14 protein-coding genes are annotated in these 16,486 nt (G+C 71.7%); 8 read left to right on the top strand and 6 right to left on the bottom strand.

All coding sequences use genetic code 11. From position 1 onward, the window contains the following. Positions 1-3: 3 nt before the first annotated feature. Positions 4-1,287, bottom strand: coding sequence for a TerD family protein (locus tag OG574_RS40210; RefSeq protein ID WP_326777194.1), 1,284 nt, complete (start codon positions 1,285-1,287; stop codon positions 4-6). A 259-nt stretch (positions 1,288-1,546) separates the two neighbouring features. Here OG574_RS40210 and OG574_RS40205 point away from each other — a divergent pair, with 259 nt between their 5' ends. The 4 genes from OG574_RS40205 (at position 1,547) to OG574_RS40190 (ending at position 6,154) form a co-directional block, all read left to right on the top strand. Further along, positions 1,547-1,987, top strand: coding sequence for a DUF6643 family protein (locus OG574_RS40205; RefSeq protein ID WP_326777193.1), 441 nt, complete (start codon positions 1,547-1,549; stop codon positions 1,985-1,987). A 45-nt stretch (positions 1,988-2,032) separates the two neighbouring features. Beyond that, positions 2,033-2,857, top strand: a complete 825-nt coding sequence (locus OG574_RS40200) for an MOSC domain-containing protein (protein ID WP_326777192.1) — start codon at positions 2,033-2,035, stop codon at positions 2,855-2,857. Between the two features lie 170 nt (positions 2,858-3,027). Then, positions 3,028-3,633 (top strand): Rv1733c family protein, encoded by a 606-nt coding sequence (locus OG574_RS40195; protein WP_326777191.1) that lies wholly within the window; start codon positions 3,028-3,030, stop codon positions 3,631-3,633. Positions 3,634-3,748: 115 nt separating this feature from the next. Continuing rightward, positions 3,749-6,154: a right-handed parallel beta-helix repeat-containing protein gene (locus OG574_RS40190; protein ID WP_326777190.1), complete on the top strand. Its 2,406-nt coding sequence runs from the start codon at positions 3,749-3,751 to the stop codon at positions 6,152-6,154. Here the strand turns inward: OG574_RS40190 and OG574_RS40185 are convergent. Next, positions 6,124-8,463: a hypothetical protein gene (locus OG574_RS40185; RefSeq protein ID WP_326777189.1), complete on the bottom strand. Its 2,340-nt coding sequence runs from the start codon at positions 8,461-8,463 to the stop codon at positions 6,124-6,126. The genes OG574_RS40190 and OG574_RS40185 overlap by 31 nt on opposite strands. A gap of 216 nt (positions 8,464-8,679) precedes the next feature. On the opposite strand from OG574_RS40185, the gene OG574_RS40180 reads away from it, so the two are divergent. Together OG574_RS40180 and OG574_RS40175 are read left to right on the top strand one after the other, a co-directional pair. Continuing rightward, entirely contained in the window at positions 8,680-9,507 is an 828-nt protein-coding gene (locus OG574_RS40180; RefSeq protein WP_100598549.1) for a DeoR/GlpR family DNA-binding transcription regulator, read from the top strand. 66 nt (positions 9,508-9,573) lie between these two features. Next, positions 9,574-10,071 carry an SRPBCC family protein gene (locus OG574_RS40175; RefSeq protein WP_326777188.1) on the top strand — a complete coding sequence of 166 codons (498 nt, stop codon included), beginning with the start codon at positions 9,574-9,576 and terminating at the stop codon, positions 10,069-10,071. Between the two features lie 19 nt (positions 10,072-10,090). On the opposite strand, the gene OG574_RS40170 is transcribed toward OG574_RS40175, so the two are convergent. Further along, positions 10,091-11,248: a PLP-dependent cysteine synthase family protein gene (locus OG574_RS40170; RefSeq protein WP_326777187.1), complete on the bottom strand. Its 1,158-nt coding sequence runs from the start codon at positions 11,246-11,248 to the stop codon at positions 10,091-10,093. 306 nt (positions 11,249-11,554) lie between these two features. Here OG574_RS40170 and OG574_RS40165 point away from each other — a divergent pair, with 306 nt between their 5' ends. Both OG574_RS40165 and OG574_RS40160 read left to right on the top strand, forming a co-directional pair. Next, positions 11,555-11,899 (top strand): hypothetical protein, encoded by a 345-nt coding sequence (locus tag OG574_RS40165; RefSeq protein ID WP_326778765.1) that lies wholly within the window; start codon positions 11,555-11,557, stop codon positions 11,897-11,899. A gap of 211 nt (positions 11,900-12,110) precedes the next feature. Next, entirely contained in the window at positions 12,111-12,629 is a 519-nt protein-coding gene (locus OG574_RS40160; protein WP_326777186.1) for an ATP-binding protein, read from the top strand. Positions 12,630-12,691: 62 nt separating this feature from the next. On the opposite strand, the gene OG574_RS40155 is transcribed toward OG574_RS40160, so the two are convergent. From OG574_RS40155 to OG574_RS40145, 3 genes are read right to left on the bottom strand one after another with little or no spacing between them, the layout of a single operon-like run. Then, complete coding sequence (locus tag OG574_RS40155; RefSeq protein WP_326778764.1) at positions 12,692-15,253, bottom strand: ABC transporter permease; 2,562 nt, start codon at positions 15,251-15,253, stop codon at positions 12,692-12,694. 5 nt (positions 15,254-15,258) lie between these two features. Next, entirely contained in the window at positions 15,259-16,047 is a 789-nt protein-coding gene (locus tag OG574_RS40150; protein ID WP_326777185.1) for an ABC transporter ATP-binding protein, read from the bottom strand. Then, positions 16,044-16,325 carry an SHOCT domain-containing protein gene (locus tag OG574_RS40145; RefSeq protein ID WP_326778763.1) on the bottom strand — a complete coding sequence of 94 codons (282 nt, stop codon included), beginning with the start codon at positions 16,323-16,325 and terminating at the stop codon, positions 16,044-16,046. The genes OG574_RS40150 and OG574_RS40145 overlap by 4 nt, the downstream gene beginning before the upstream one ends. Positions 16,326-16,486: the final 161 nt, after the last annotated feature.

Genomic DNA, 16,486 nt, shown 5'->3' with positions numbered 1-16,486 from the left:
GCGCTACTTTCTGCCCGGCGTCCAGTTCATGCCCCACCCGTACGCGTAGTCGACAGTGCGCTGCGGGCTCACGCCGCGCTCGGGCACGAGGTAACGGGCCTCGCGCCGCACGGTGAGGTCGCTGCCCGTGTTCGTGATGAGCGCGAGGGCGCACACCGTCGACGGCACGGTGCACTCGTCCAGGGAGAAGTCGACGGCCGCGCCGAACTGGGGCTGGAGCGTGACGGTCGCGTGCAGGTCCGCGAAACTGCGGGCGCCTTCGTAGATCGTGACGAAGATGAGGACGCGCCGCAGGTCCTTCATGTGGTCGAGGTTGATCGTCAGGTTCTCGCCGCTGGAGACGGCGCCGGTGCGGTCGTCGCCGTCGAGGTGGATGTACGGCGGCCGGTTCAGGGCGCCGAACGCGTTGCCCAGGGCCTGGACGACGCCCTTGCGGCCGTCGGTGAGTTCGTAGAGGGCGCACAGGTCCAGGTCGAGGTCCGCGTGCTGCGCGACGGCGCGGCCCAGCTTGCTGCCCCACCCCTTGAACTGCTTGCGCACCTCCCAGTTGAGGTTCACGCGCATCGAGCCCGACGTGCCGCCCTGCTTGGCGAGGGAGACGGACGGCGCCGCCTTGGTGAGCGTCACCTTGGTGAGGCGGACGGGCTGCTGCGGGGGTGCGGTCGGAGGCGGCGGCGCGGTGACAGGGGCCGCGACGGGCGGTGCGGGGGCGGGCGTGACCGCGGGTGTCGGCGCGGGTGCGGGTGTCGGCGCGGGTGTCTGGGGTTCGTCGACCGTGATCCCGTAGTCGGTGGCCAGGCCCGCCAGACCGCTGCCGTATCCCTGGCCGACGGCGCGGAACTTCCAGGCGCCCTGGCGCCGGTAGAGCTCGCCGAGGACGAAGGCGGTCTCCACGCTCGCGTCGGCGCTGTCGTAGCGCGCGATCTCGGCGCCGTTCGCCGCATCGAGGACTCTGATGTACAGCCCGGGGACCTGCCCGAACGAGCCGCCGTCCGACGACGCGGCGAGCACCACGTTCTCGATCGCCGGCTCCACGCGCGCGAGGTCGACCGAGATCGTGTCGGTCACCTGGCCGTCCGCGCTCCGCTTGCCCTCGTGACGTACCGCCCCCGAGGCGTGCGCCGGCTGGTTGTAGAAGACGAAGTCCGCGTCCGAACGGACCTTTCCGGAGACGAGCAACAGCGCGGAGGCGTCCGCGTCGGGCACCCCCGCACCTGAACGCCACCCCAATTCGATCCGCACGGCCGGCGCCGCCACGACGACATTCGAACCTTTAGACATTGGCATGTCCGCCCCCAACAGAGATCTCCGGCTTCCTGGTCAACCTATTCCCCGCGACCGAAAGCGGCACAGGGGCAGGCGTTCGATGATCACTGGCCAACCGCCGGTAACCCATCAGAACTCGCCTTTACACGATCCGAACGCTGAACGACGACCGATTTTGCCAAGTTCGCTCGCATTGGGGATCTCGAGTCACTGCCGACACGCAAAACAACCCTCTTATCGGTCTCCCCAACCAGCACATCGTGGGCTTAACTTATGTGCCATGACCTCCCCCCGCTCCACCTATGGCGGCGGTTACTACTCCGCGCCGTCCTTCCCGGACACTCCGATCTACGACTCCCTCGTCGCAGAGCGGGGCACACCCCAGATCGCCCCGATCCGGGTTCCTGCCATGTACGACACCGGCAGTCATCTGCCCGCGCTCCCGTCCGCGCTTCCCGCGCTGCCGGCCGCGCCCTCCGCTCCCATGCCCCAGTACGGTTACGCGACCCCGCAGCAGGTGCCGCTCCAGCACGCGCCTACGCCGTACATCCCGCAGCAGGCTTCCGGGCCCCGCGGCTACGCGGGCATGCAGCAGCCGCAACAACAGCAGCAGCAGCGCCCGGCGCCCGGCACCGGTTACGAGGCCATGCGCCCCGCGGCGCCCCGCCCTGCCGCGCCCTACGAGGATCCGTACAACCGTCAGCAGTACCGCGGTTATTGATCTTCCGGCCATGGGGCTGTCCGTGCCGGCTGGCAGGATGGCCCCATGCCGAATGCCTCGCTTCACTCGATTCACATACACCCACTGAAGTCGGTTCGGGGGCGCGCGCCGCGCGAGGCGGCCGTGGAACCGTGGGGTCTTGCAGGAGACCGCCGGTGGGTGCTCATCGATGCCTCGGGCAAGGTCGTCACCCAGCGCCAGCAGCCGCGTCTCGCGCTCACTTCGGCCGAGACCCCGGACGGCGTCGGTCTGCGCATGTCGGCGCCCGGCCGCGCCCCCCTGACCGTGCCGGTGCCCCGGCCCGCCGCGACGACCACGGTGAACATCTTCGGGGACAAGGTCGAGGCCGTTCCGGCCGACGACGCGGCGCACTCCTGGTGGAGCGCGCACCTCGAGGCCGATGTGCGGCTCGTCCACCTCGACGACCCGGCGACGCGGCGTCCCATCGACCCCGAGTACGCGAAGCCCGGCGAGACGGTCAGCTTCGCCGACGGATATCCGCTGTTGCTCACCACCCTGTCCTCCTTGGACGCCCTCAACTCCCTCATCGCGCAGGGTGATCACGCGGACGAGGGCCCGCTGCCCATGAACCGCTTCCGGCCGAACGTCGTGGTGGACGGCACCGCGCCCTGGGCGGAGGACGACTGGTCACGCATCTCGATCGGCGACGTCACGTTCCGTATCACCAAGAAGAGCGGCCGCTGCGTGGTGACCACCACGAACCAGTCAACTTCGGAGCGTGGCAAGGAGCCGCTGCGGACGCTCGCACGCCACCGCCGCTTCGGTGACCAGCTGTGTTTCGGGACGAACCTGGTCCCGGAGACGACCGGGACGGTCCGGATCGGTGACGCGATCACGATCCTGGGCTGACGCGTGGCCGCGTGGGGAACCCCGCGCCGGAACACGGTCGTTGGAGCACAATGGAAAGACGGGACAGGCGGAGAGCTTCGTCGAGTGGGGTGATTTCGCTCTCTCTTCGCCCCACTGCGCGTGAGCCGTGCCGTTCACGGTTAAGACGGAGGCGGAAGGGGGTGCTGGCCGTGCGGGCAATCGCCGGACTCTGGCGCTGGCGGCACAATCCGCTGCGCCGCGCGACCGACCTCGCCGAGGCGTGGGTCGCGCTGGTGGCGCTACTGCTGATCGTCGTTGTCGCACCGCTCATCGGCGTCGCGACGGGGACCCTGGCGCATGGCGCCCTGATGCAGTCCGTGCAGGAGCAGCGCAAGGACCGCCGGGAAGTTCCGGCGACGGTCGTACGGAAGCTGCCCCAGCCGCCGCTGGACCCCGACCCCGAGACGTCCACGGCGAGAGACGCTCACAGCAGGGTCGTCGCCGACTGGAAGGGACCCGACGGCGTCAAGCACACGGGCCGCGTCCTGTCGAGCCTCAAGGCCCCGCAGCCGGGCGACCGGTTCACGCTGTGGGTCGATGCCACGGGTCAGGTCTCCGGCCGCCCGCTGGACAACGCGACGGCGACAACACACGCCGCGCTGGCCGGATTCGGGACCGCGGCGGCCGTGGCGGGGCTCGTCGAGGGCGCCCGGCGCCTGGTCGTGTGGCGCATGGTGCGCCGCCGGTACGACCGTTGGGACCGCGCCTGGGACAAGGCGGGCCCGGACTGGGGCAGGACAGGGACCGGCAGCTGAGCGGCCTTCCGCTCCGGTCAACTCCCCTCCTTCGCGCACGCTACGGTGGACCCACCTTCGCCGCGGGGAACGCAGCGAGGACCCGCGTACGACGAGGTGGGGGCACGACAAAGCCATGGCACAGGGCACGGTCCAGGTGACGCACACCGGCACGTCGCGGTGGCGGCGCCGCACTGGGGAGTACGGATCGCTCGCTGCGGCTCTGGAGGCCGCGGGTGACGGCGACGTGCTGACCGTGGCGTCGGGCACGTACAGAGAGAACCTCGTCGTGGAGCGCGCGGTGACGCTGCGCGGTCCGGAGGGCTCGCCCGGGTCCGTGCGGATCGCCCCGGTCGACGGGGTGCCGCTCACGGTGCGCGCGTCCGCGACCGTCATCGATCTGCATGTCGAGGGGCAGGACTCGGCGGCCCCGGCACTCCTGGTGGAGGAAGGCGCTCCGGAGCTCTGCGATCTGCGGATCGTCACGCGCTCGGCGGCCGGCATAGAGGTGCGGGGCGGCGCGCGGCCCACCGTGCGGCGCTGCACCGTCGACAACCCCGGAGGCATCGGCATCGCCGTGCTCGACGGCGGGGGCGGTGTCTTCGAGGAGTGCGAAGTCGTCTCGGCGGGCCAGGCCGGAGTCGCCGTACGCGGCGGCGCGCACCCCCGCCTGGAGCGCTGCCGGGTGCATCACGCGTCGGGTTCCGGACTGTCCGTCACCGGCGAGCACAGCGGCCTGGAGGCCGTCGGCTGCGAGGTGTACGAGGTCAAGGGCACCGGCGTGCAGATCACCGGTCGCGCCACGGCGCACCTCACGGACTGCGATGTGCACCGCACCACGGCGGACGGTGTCACGCTCGACACGGACGCGGTGCTCACCCTCTCCGACTGCCGTATCCACGAGGTCCCGGAGAACGCGATCGACCTGCGCTCCCGGTCGGTTCTGACGCTGACCCGCTCGACGGTGCGCCGGTTCGGGCGCAACGGTCTGTCCGTGTGGGACCCGGGCACGCGCGTGGACGCCAACCAGTGCGAGATCCACGACAGTACGGGCGACTATCCGGCGGTGTGGGTGAGCGACGGCGCGACCGCCGTGCTCGACGCGTGCCGGGTGCACGACGTGCCCGACGCCCTGTTCGTGCTGGACCGCGGCTCCCGCGTGGACGTCGTCGACAGCGATCTCTCCCAAGTCCGCAACACGGCCGTGTCGGTGAGCGACGGCGCCACGGCCCAGCTGGACGACTGCCGGATCAGGGAGGCCGCGACGGGTGCCTGGTTCCGTGATCACGGGAGTGGCGGCACCCTCGCCAACTGCACTGTGGACGCCGTCCAGACGGGCGTGATCGTCACCAAGGGCGCCGACCCGACGATCGAGCGCTGCACGGTCGCCTCCCCCGCCGAGGCCGGCTTCTATGTGTCGGCCGGGGGCCGGGGCAGCTTCCACGGCTGCCGCGTCACCGGGAGCGAGGGCTACGGCTTCCACATCATCGACGGCTGCCGCACGACGCTCAAGAAGTGCCGTACGGAACGGTGTTCGCGCGGCGGTTACGAATTCGCCGAGGACGGTCCCGTCGTCGAGGACTGCACCAGCGACGAGAGCGGCGGGGTGCGATCCGCGGGTCAGGCCGCTCCGGCGCCCGGCGTCCAGAAGGCCACGCAGACCGTGGGCCTGCTCAGCGCGCTGCCCGACCAGCGTGCCGCGGCACCCGAGACGGAGGCGCCGGCCACGACGCGTACGTCGACCGACGTCCTCGGTGAACTCGACACCCTGGTGGGCCTGGAGAGCGTCAAGCGCGAGGTGCGCGCCCTGACGGACATGATCGAGGTGGGCCGGCGCCGGCAGCAGGCGGGCCTCAAGGCGGCTTCCGTCAGGCGGCACTTGGTGTTCACGGGCTCCCCCGGCACCGGCAAGACCACCGTGGCGCGCCTGTACGGGGAGATCCTCGCCTCGCTCGGTGTCCTGGAGAAGGGCCATCTCGTCGAGGTGTCCCGGGTCGACCTGGTCGGCGAGCACATCGGTTCGACGGCCATCCGCACGCAAGAGGCCTTTCAACGGGCCACCGGCGGCGTGCTGTTCATCGACGAGGCGTACGCCCTGTCCCCCGAGGACTCCGGCCGCGACTTCGGGCGTGAGGCGATCGACACGCTGGTGAAGCTGATGGAGGACCAGCGCGACTCCGTCGTGGTGATCGTCGCGGGCTACACCTCCGAGATGGAGCGCTTCCTCTCCGTCAACCCCGGTGTGGCGTCCCGTTTCTCACGGACCATCACGTTCTCCGACTACCTGCCCGAAGAGCTGCTGCGGATCGTGGAGCAGCAGGCCGACGAGCACGAGTACCGGCTCGGCGAGGGCGCGTCCGAAGCCCTTCTGAAGCACTTCACGGCGCTCCCGAAGGGGCCCGCCTTCGGCAACGGCCGCACGGCGCGGCAGACCTTCGAGTCGATGGTCGAGCGCCACGCGGGCCGGGTCGCCCAGCTCGCCGAGCCGAGCACGGACGACCTGACCCTGCTCTACGAGGACGACCTGCCCGCGCTGCCCTGAGGCGCGGCGGGCTCGCCGTCCGGGCGTGGCCCCGGGACCCCCGGGCGCAGCCTGGCGAGGAGGCGGGCCCGTTCCTCGGCGAAGACGGGGTCGGCCTGGTAGTCGGAGTGGCCCAGGATCGGCGCGGGCAGCGGGTGTTGCTCGGTGCGGCCGTAGGCGAGCGGATCCTTCAGCGCCGGGTGATCGACCTGGGGGCCGTCCTCGCCGGGCAGCCGGACGGGGCCGCCGATCGGGTCGGTGGTGCGGTGCAGATTGCGCCAGCAGTCGACCTGGCGGTGCAGGGCGCCGAGCGCGGCGGGGCCGAAGTGGGCCGGGAACCAGCGCCCGTAGAGGCGCTCCAGAGGCGAGCCGTAGGTGAGCAGGGCGACGCGTCGGCGGACCGTGGGATGCAGCTGCCAGGCGGCCGCGGCGGCGAGGACGCTGCCCTGGGAGTGCCCCGAAAGGACGAGGCGGCCGCCCGTGGTGCGAATCCAGGTGGCCATGCGCCAGGTCAGGTCGGGCACGGCGCGCTCCGCGTAGCAGGGCGGCGCGAAGGGGTGCGCGGCGCGCGGCCAGAACGTGCCGACGTCCCACAGGATGCCGATCGTGCGGCGGGCCGACGCGTCGCGGTAGGCGCGCCTTCCCCAGGTGACGAAGAGTATGAAGCCGAGGCCGATGAGCCAGGAGCCCATCGCCTGCGCGGTCTGCGCGGCGCCTTCCACGATGTCGTACGTGCCCTGTGCCGCCCGGCCCGGGACCTGGTGGGTCGCCCACGCGCCCGTGAGGGCTCCCGCGCCGAGGAGGAGGGTCACCGTGGAGACCGCGCCGATGATCATGGGCGCCTCGTCGGTGAGGGCGGCACGCGCGCGCGTGCCCGCGATGCGGCTGGTGCGGGCGGCGTCCTCGGGCTCCCCCGGGTAGTCGGTCGCGACGGTGGCCATCTCGCGGCGCTTGAGCCGCATGGTGCGCTGGGCGAGCACGGCGCACACCACGGCGACGACGATCAGCAGGGGCGGGATCACGGAGGCCTGCCAGGACAGTAGGACGGGCGGTCCTTCGATGGTGCCGTCGGCCCCCGGCGTGCCGGAGCCGTCCAGCCAGTCGGCGACACGCTGGGCCACTCCCCCGGACATCACACCGCCCAGGGCGCAGGCGAGCATCGCGGTCGCGGGTCCGCCGAGGCCGCGCAGGGCCGCACGGGAGTCGCGGGCGCGGCGGTGGATGGCGTGGGCGACCACGGCGAGCGCCACGATCACGGCGCCCTGGACGAGGACGATCCCGCCGAACGTCGCGTCTCCGGGCAGGCGCCCGTGCGAGCGCCACTCGGGGCGCGACCAGCCCGCGTACAGGAACGTGAGCACCAGGAGGGCGAGGGCGGCCGCGGGCAGGAGGCGGACGAGGGTCCGGTCGAGGGTGCGGTCGACCGTGTTCTCGCTGCGGCCCCTGCGGCACACCACCCAGACGACGACGGCGGTGCCCACGACGAGCGCGCCGTCGAGGATCCGGCCGAGCACGTCGAGGAGGACGGGGCCGCCGCTCTCGCGGTCGAAGCGGGCGGCCGAGGTGCCGACGGCGGCCGCCACCGTGAGCAGGCCCGCGGCGGTGTGCGCGGCGCGCAGCCGGGCGACAAGACGGCGGCCGTACCAGAACCCCGGCCGTCCGAGCGCGTTGGTCGGGGCCTCCTCCTCCGGGTCGGGCTGGTGGGGCAGCGGCTGCTGGGACTCGTACGCGCCCCAGGTGCGGTGGGAGAGGTACCAGAGGAGTCCAGTGACGGCGGCCGGGACGAGGGCGGCGAGGGCGAGGCGGCGGCCGGGCTGGCTCCACCAGCCGCCGTGTCCGTGCGCGTCGACCGACAGGAAGCCGAGCCAGGAGCGCCCCTCGGCGCACGCGTGCGTGCCCGCGCACTGCCAGGCCACCAGGTCGAGCGCCACCTCGCAGGCGGCGGCGACCAGGAGGACGGTGAGGCTGAGGCCGACTAGGCGCACCAGGAGTCCGTAGGCCCGCACGGTCCGCGTGCGGCGGTGGGCGTTGGGGCGCATCCAGTGGGCGAGGTTGACCACCATGAACGGCAGGAGCAGCAGCCATAAGGCGCGCGAGCCGTTGCCGGACGTGAGGTTGCACCAGACGTACGCCTCGGGGACGGGCTTGCCCCGGTAGTCGTCGGGGCGTTCCTCCGCGTCGACGTCGTCGGCGCGGCGGTAGACCGCGGCCGTGTCGTCGCCGGAGACCCGGACCGTGCGCGGGTCGTTGAGCATCACCTCCGGGGTGGTGCCCCCTACGCCGTGGACCAGAAGTTCGAGGGCGGTCTCGTCCGCCGTGTCACGCTCCACCGTTCAGCATCCCCCGATTGACGTGCGCGTGTGGTGCCGGAATCAGAATCCCCGCTCACGCCCGCGCTACGCATCCCTCGTCACCGAATCTCCCCCATCCGTGCTACCGCGCGCCATACTGCCCGCGCGAGCGGGCAGTGGTCCGGCTGTCGGTGGCGCGTGCGAGGATGTGGCGACCATGGACGGGTGTGACGAGGCGAAGGGATCCGACAGGACGTGAGCGAGAATCAGAACCTCCTCGCGGAGCAGCGCCGGGCCTTGATCCTCGACGAGGTCAGGCGCCGTGGCGGCGTCAGGGTCAACGAACTCACTCGCAAGCTGGGCGTCTCCGACATGACGGTCCGCCGTGATCTCGACGCGCTCGCCCGGCAGGGCGTCCTGGAGAAGGTGCACGGCGGCGCGGTCCCCGTGGAGGAAGCAAGCACGCACGAGCCGGGCTTCGAGGCGAAGTCGGGTCTGGAGCTCAGCGCCAAGGAGGACATCGCGCGGACCGCCGCGGCCCTGGCGGCGCCGGGCACGGCCATCGCGCTGTCCGGCGGCACCACGACGTATGCGCTGGCCCACCACCTCCTCGACGTGCCGGACCTGACCGTGGTGACCAACTCGGTGCGGGTGGCGGACGTGTTCCACGGTGCGCAGCGCTCGTCGGGACAGCGACAGGGCGCGGCGACCGTGGTTCTCACGGGCGGCGTGCGAACGCCTTCCGATTCTCTGGTGGGGCCGGTCGCGGACCAGGCCATCGCGGCGCTCCACTTCGACGTGCTGTTCCTCGGTGTGCACGGCATATCGCTGGAGGCCGGCCTGTCGACGCCGAACCTGGCGGAGGCCGAGACGAACCGGCGCCTCGTGCAGTCCGCGCGCCGGGTCGTCGTGGTCGCCGACCACACCAAGTGGGGGACGGTGGGCCTGAGTTCGTTCGCCTCGCTCGACCAGGTGGACACGCTCGTGACGGACGCGGGGCTGCCTGCGGACGCGCGCGCGGAGATCTCTGAGGAGCTGCGGCTCATCATCGCGGGCGAGCCCGGAACAGGTACAGACATCTGACGGTTCGCCAGCTATGGTGACCTCTGCCCGGTCAACCGCCCGATTCCGCTTGGGGGCTGAACGTCCATGGCACGCCGACTGAAGCCCGTGGGGCTCGAGTTCACCGAGTCCGCGCCACTGCGCCTGGTCTTCGCCCGTGAGGTGTCAGCACATCCGCAGGCGGTGTTCAGGGCGCTCTCCGAAGACGTGACGGGCTGGCCCGAGTGGTTCTCCGCCGTGACGCTCGCCCGCCCGACGGACGGCGGCGCGGGGCGCGAGGTGCGGCTCAGGGGCGGTACGCGCATGCGGGAGACCATCCTCGCGGCCGAGCCCGACACGGTGTACGCGTACCGGGTGGACGAGACCAACGCGCCGGGGATACGTGCCCTGGTCGAGGAGTGGCGGCTCACGCCGTCGGGCGTCGGCGGGACGCGGGTGCAGTGGACGTTCGCCGCGGACGGCGCCGCCGCTTTCCGGGTGGGTCTGCGGCTCGGCCGGGCCGGACTCGGCCGAGCGTTCCGTGACGCGGTGGCCGCGCTCGACCGCAGGCTCGCCGTGAACTCCCGGGGTTCCAGGGCGAGTTGAGGCAGGTCCGTCCCGGGCCTCAGTCGGCGCTGGGCCAGACTCCCGTGGCGAGCAGCGTCTCGATGGTCCGCGTGTACGGCGCGATGTCCATACCCTGGTGGGCCAGCCACTGGTCGGAGTAGTACTTGTCGAGGTAGCGGTCCCCCGGGTCGCACAGCAGGGTGACGACGCTGCCGGTCCTGCCCTCGGCCACCATCTCGGCGACGATCTTCAGCGCGCTCCACAACCCCGTACCGGTCGAGCCGCCCGCCTTGCGGCCGATGGCGCCCTCCAGGGCGCGCACGGCGGCGACGCTTGCCGCGTCCGGCACCTTCATCATGCGGTCGATCGCGCCGGGCACGAAGCTCGGCTCCATGCGGGGCCTGCCGATTCCCTCGATGCGGGAGCCGCAGTCGCAGGTGACGTCCGGGTCCCCGGTCGTCCAGCCCTCGAAGAAGCAGGAGTTCTCGGGGTCGGCGACGCAGAGGCGGGTGTCGTGCTGCATGTAGTGGACGTACCGGGCGATGGTCGCGGAGGTGCCTCCGGTGCCGGCGGTGGCGACGATCCAGGTGGGCTCGGGGTAGCGCTCCAGCTCCAGCTGCCGGTAGATCGACTCCGCGATGTTGTTGTTGCCGCGCCAGTCCGTGGCCCGCTCCGCGTACGTGAACTGGTCCATGTAGTGGCCGCCGGTGTCGACCGCGAGGGCCGCCGACTCCTCGTACATCGTGCGCGAGTCGTCGACGAAGTGGCACCGGCCGCCGTGGAATTCGATCAGGCGGATCTTCTCGGGGCTGGTGGTGCGGGGCATCACGGCGATGAAGGGCACCCCGATGAGCTTCGCGAAGTAGGCCTCGGAGACGGCGGTCGAACCGCTGGACGCCTCGATGACGGGGCGGCCGGGCCGGATCCACCCGTTGCACAGGCCGTAGAGGAACAGCGAGCGGGCGAGCCGGTGCTTCAGGCTGCCGGTGATGTGCGTCGACTCGTCCTTCAGATAGAGGTCGATGCCCCACTCCTCGGGGAGCGGGAAACGCAGGAGGTGGGTGTCGGCCGACCGGTTGGCGTCGGCCTGGACCTTTCGTACAGCTTCTTTGAGCCAGCTTCGGTACTCCGCGTCCGTGTGGTCCACGTCCAGCGTGGGCACCGGTTCCGGCCCTTGGGGGATCACGGCTGACGGGTCCTGCCGAGGGGTGCTCACCACATGGCTCCTTAGCGTCGTTCCGAGCGCCGGTCCGACGCCGTCCACACCCGGCCGTCGTCTTTGCGACCGGTCGGACGCCCCGATCATAAACACCTTCCGCACGCTTCTCACCTGCATAAACACCCCTTTGAGCAACTCAAAGGAACACCTGCCCCAGGGCAGGAACAGGCGTGCGGAGGAACAAAGGCGTGAGTCGGCCCTTCCCCTGCCGGGCGCACTCCCCCGCGCACTGGTGCGGACGCCTTCGTGCGGGCAGACTGCACCGCGGGGCCGGTGAGAGCTCACACCAAGGGGGCGGACGACATGGCGGAGCCGGAGTTCACGGCGACGGGTGTGCGCATAGGGCGACTGCTTCGCTCGCTCACCCGGGCAGGCGAGGTCCGCATCAAGGGCGGCCGTCTCGAACTGCTCACGAGTTACGGCAGCGAGATCGACAGCGCGCCACTCCAGGAAGTCCGCGCCGGCAAGGCCTGGTTCGCGCCCGGCGACCGGGCGCTCGCCGATGTCGGCGGCAGGCGCTACCTGCTGAAACTCGGCAACGATCATGAACCCGGCGACGCGGTGCCCCGTCTCGTCGGCGAGAGCGGGCCGCCCACGACGCGTCGGTTCCTCGACGCGGTGCGCAGGGCGCGCGGCCGGCTGACGTAGTCGGCGGCGGACTGGGGGACTGCGTGCGCGAGTTGCAGGCTCGCACCCCCTGAGTCACTCTGGTCACACATCACTACTCAGGGTTTACCGGCGATAACGCTGCGAACCAGCCCGCCGGACATGCAGCAGGCGGGCCTCGGCTGACAACGCGACCCTCTGCTGGCTCGGTACTCCGCCTTCTTCCGGACCTTCAATTCGGGGAGTCGCAGCCGTGATCAGCCACCCAAGCAAGCATTGCACGGTGGAGCTCCAGGCCCTGCCGTCGCGGATCCGCCAGGTCCGCAGAATCGTATCGGCGCAGTTGCGCTACTGGCATCTGGATCCCCTGATCGACGAGGCGATGCTCGGCGTGACCGAGTTGCTGACCAACGTCCATCGGCACGCCGGTCCCGACAAGATGTGCACCGTCGAGATCGAGCTGCTGCGGGACCGCCTCACGGTGTCGGTGCACGACCACGACCCGCACCTGCCGCAACTGTGCGACGCCGACCCGCTCTCGACCTGCGGCCGGGGCCTCGCCCTGGTCGCCGCGGTCAGCGAGAGCTGGGGCGCGCGGCCGCAGGGCGAGGACGGCAAGGTCGTGTGGTTCACGCTCCCCGCACCGCCGGCGGCGCTGCCGCTGCCGCCGATTCCCGAGTACCGGGTGACGGACGCCTTCCCCGAGCTGGACTCCCCGGCGGACCGCCGCGCGGCCCGACATGCTCCCGCCCGGTCGGCCGTTGTCGGCTGACCGGGCGGTGACCACCCCCTCGTACGGCACGGGCCGCGTCACTCCTTACGGCACGGGCCACGTCACTCGGTGGCGATGGCCCGCAGCACGTCGAGGCGTGCGGCGCGGCGGGCCGGACGCAGGCCCGCGAGCGCTCCGGCGGCGAGGCCCACCAGGGCCACGACGACGAGCTGGAGCGGGGGCAGGGCGAACGCGAACGCGCTGTCGCTCGCGCCGCCCGACGCCTCGACCAGGACCCAGCCGAGGAAGCCGCCGAGCACCAGGCCACCCGCGGTGCCGAACGCCGCGACCAGGACGGACTCCCACCGGACCATGGCCCGCAGCTGGGCGCGGGTCTGGCCGACGGCCCTCAACAGGCCCAGTTCACGAGTGCGTTCGTGGACGGCCAGGGTGAGGGTGTTGGCGATACCGAGCAGAGCGATCAGCACGGCGAGGGCCAGCAGCGCGTACACCAGGGTCAGCATCATGTCGATGCCACCGGCGGACGACTGCGCGTACTCGTCGCGGGTCTGCACCTCCGGATTCCCGTACGCCGCTGCGACCTTGGAGACGGCGGCCTTGCCGTCGGCCGTGCTCACGCCGTCCTTGAACGTGACGGCGATCAGGGTGTCGGAGTCCTGGGCGCGGTGCGGGGCCCAGGCCTCGCGCGTGATGACGTAGTCCCCCGCGAGCTCCGACTGGCCGTAGACCGCGCGAACGGTGAAGTTCTGCTGCTTGCCGTCGGTGAAGGCCAGTCGGGCGCGGCTGCCCGGTTCCAGGTGCTGCTTGTCGGCCTCCTTGCGGGTGATCGCGATGCCGTCCGTGCCGAGGTCGTTCAGCGAGCCGCGGACGGTGCCCAGGTCGAAGGACCTGGCGAGCGCGGCCGGGTCGGTGACGGTGAGCGCACGGCCATCGCCGTCGACGTCCGCGACGCCCTTGCCCAGGCCGACGGCTGTCGCGACCTGCGGCTGCTCGGCGATGGCCGGGGCGAGCTTCGGGCTGAGGCCGCTGCCGCCCGCGCCGAACGACGGCGCGGACACGGCGATGTCGCCGGCGAAGGAGCGGGACACCGTCTGGTCCATGGTCGCCTTCAGCGAGGCGCCGAAGACGGTGAACAGGGAGACGACGGCGACACCGATCATCAGGGCGCTCGCGGTCGCGGCGGTGCGCTTGGGGCTGCGCAGCGCGTTGCGCCGGGCGAGGCCGCCGGTGGCACCGCGCAGCTTGTCGAGGGGGCTGCCGAGGACGCGTACGGCGCGCGACGAGGCGACGGGACCGAGCACCACGAACGCGACGAGGATCAGCACGCTGCCGAGGCCGGCGAGCCAGATGGACGGCGACGCGAGGACACCGATCAGGGTGACGGCGACCGCCGTGACGCCCAGGGCCGTACCGGCGACGGCGCGGCGGCGCGAGGCCCCGGACTGGTCGACTGCCGTCTCGCCCAGGGCCGCAAGGGGTGCGGTGCGTCCGGCTCGTACGGCGGGCAGGAGCGCGGAGCCGAGGCAGACGAGGATGCCGACGGCGAGCGGGAGCAGCATGGACAGACCGCTGATCACGAGAGCGCCGTCGGGGAACGGGAAGCCGATCGCGGGGAAGAGCGCCTGGAGCCCGGCCGCGATGCCGATGCCGCCGGCGAGACCGGCGACCGACGCGAGGACGGCGACGGCGCTCGCCTCGACGAGCGTGGTGGCGGTGACCTGGCGGCGGGAGGCGCCGAGGGCACGCAGGAGCGCGTTCTCCCGGGTGCGCTGGGCGACGACGATCGCGAACGTGTTGTGGATCGAGAAGGTGGCCACCAGCAGGGCGATGCCGGAGAACACGAGGAGGAAGGTGGTGAAGAGGGTCAGGAACTGCCCGGAGATCATGTCTGTGCTCTCCTGCGCCGACGCCTCACCGGTGATGGCCTCGACTCCCTTGGGCAGTACGGGAGTCAGCTCGTCGACGAGTTCCCGCTGGCTGGTGCCGGGGCCGGCCCGCACCTGGATGGACGCGGCCTCGCCGGGCTTCGGCGTGAGGTACTTCTCCGCGTCGGCCTGCGTCATGCCGGTGTACGTCACCTGGGCCATGCCGTCCTCGCCGCCGAACGTGGCGAGGCCGACGATCGTCACCTTGACGGGGTCGGGGGTGCGCAGGGTCGTCGTGTCGCCGATCTTGAGGTCGCCCTTCTTGGCGGCTCCGCGGTTGACGACCACCTCGCCGGTCTTCGAAGGGGTGTGTCCTTCGGCCAGGCGGTACGGGTTGAGTTCGGGGTCGGTGATCCAGTTGCCCGCGAGGGTGGGCGGGCCCTGGCCGCCGATCGCCTTGCCGTTGCTGCCGACGAGTTGGCCCGCGCCCTGGATGCCGGGCACGGCGGCGGCGACGCCCGGGGTGTCCGCGACCTTCTTCGCGAGCGACGCGGCGACGGGCTGCCGGGTGCCCTGGCTCTCACCGGGGGTCGTGATCACGTTCGTGCTGCGGACGACGGCGTCGGTGCCGCTCGACGCGTTGCCGAACATGGTGTCGAAGCTGGCGCGCAGGGTGTCGCCCATGACGAGCGTGCCGGCGAGGAACGCGACGCCGAGCAGGACGGCCAGGAAGGTGCCGGCGAAGCGCCGTTTGTGGGCGCGCAGGGACGACAGGCTCAGGCGCGCGGAGGTGCTCACGGAGCTCATGCCGGCGCCTCCCCCGCATGTCGTGCGCCGTCGGCCGCGTCGAAGGCCTTCATGCGGTCGAGGACCTTGTCCGGGGTCGGGTCCTGCATCCGGTCGACCAGGCGGCCGTCGGCGAGGAAGACGACCTCGTCGGCGTGGGCGGCGGCCACCGGGTCGTGGGTGACCATGACGACCGTACGGTCCATCTGCCGTACGGCGCGGCCGAGGAGCCCGAGCACCTCCTCGCCGGAGCGGGAGTCGAGGTTGCCGGTGGGCTCGTCGGCGAAGACGACGTCGGGGCGGCCCGCGAAGGCCCGGGCCACGGCGACGCGCTGCTGCTGTCCGCCGGAGAGTTCGGACGGTCGGTGGTGCAGGCGGTCGCGCAGGCCGACGACGTCGACCAGGGCGTCGATCCACTCCCTGGAGGCGGCGTCGTCCTTCGCGCCCGCGAGGTCCATCGGCAGGGTGATGTTCTCCGCGACCGTCAGCGTCGGCACCAGGTTGAAGGCCTGGAACACGAAGCCGATGCGGTCACGGCGCAGCAGGGTCAGGCGGCGGTCGTCGAGGTCGCTCAGGTCGGTGTCTCCGATGAAGGCGGAGCCGGCGCTGAGGGTGTCGAGGCCCGCCGCGCAGTGCATGAGCGTGGACTTGCCGGAGCCGGACGGACCCATGATCGCGGTGAACCTCCCGGCCTCGAAGCCGACGCTCACGCCGTCCAGGGCCCGGACCGCGGTGTCGCCGCTGCCGTAGACCTTCACGGCGTCGACGACTCGGGCCGCGGTCCGGGTGCGGGTGGCGGTGGTCATTCCGCACCGCCCTTGGTGCGGCCGAACTCCTCGTTCAGGACGGAGCTGCGGCGCCAGTACTCGTCCTCGTCGATCTCGCCCGCGGCGAAACGCCGGCCGAGCACGGTGAGGGGCGAGTTCTCGTCGGCGGCGGGCCGCCAGGGGCCGCCACGACGGCGTCCGCGCCACACGGTGCGGCGCAGCAGCGTGACGACGCCGATGACGACGGCCGCCCAGATCAGTGGGAAGAACAGGATCCACGGGCCGGGCCCGCCGTTCCAGTTCGCCAGGGTCTGCATGAGAGTCATCTCCTCGGAACGTGTGCTCACGTTTTCTCGATGACTCGAGACTCGCTCCGAAGGGGGGTCGAAGTCGTCGTACAGCCAGCGGCAGCGCGCGTACCACCACGGGAGTACTGGGCCTGCTTCCGCCTACTCTCCTCGCTCTCGACTTCTGTACC

It is taken from the genome of Streptomyces sp. NBC_01445, assembly GCF_035918235.1.
Classification (GTDB): Bacteria; Actinomycetota; Actinomycetes; order Streptomycetales; family Streptomycetaceae; genus Streptomyces.
This window is presented reverse-complemented; position numbering and strand designations above follow the sequence as displayed.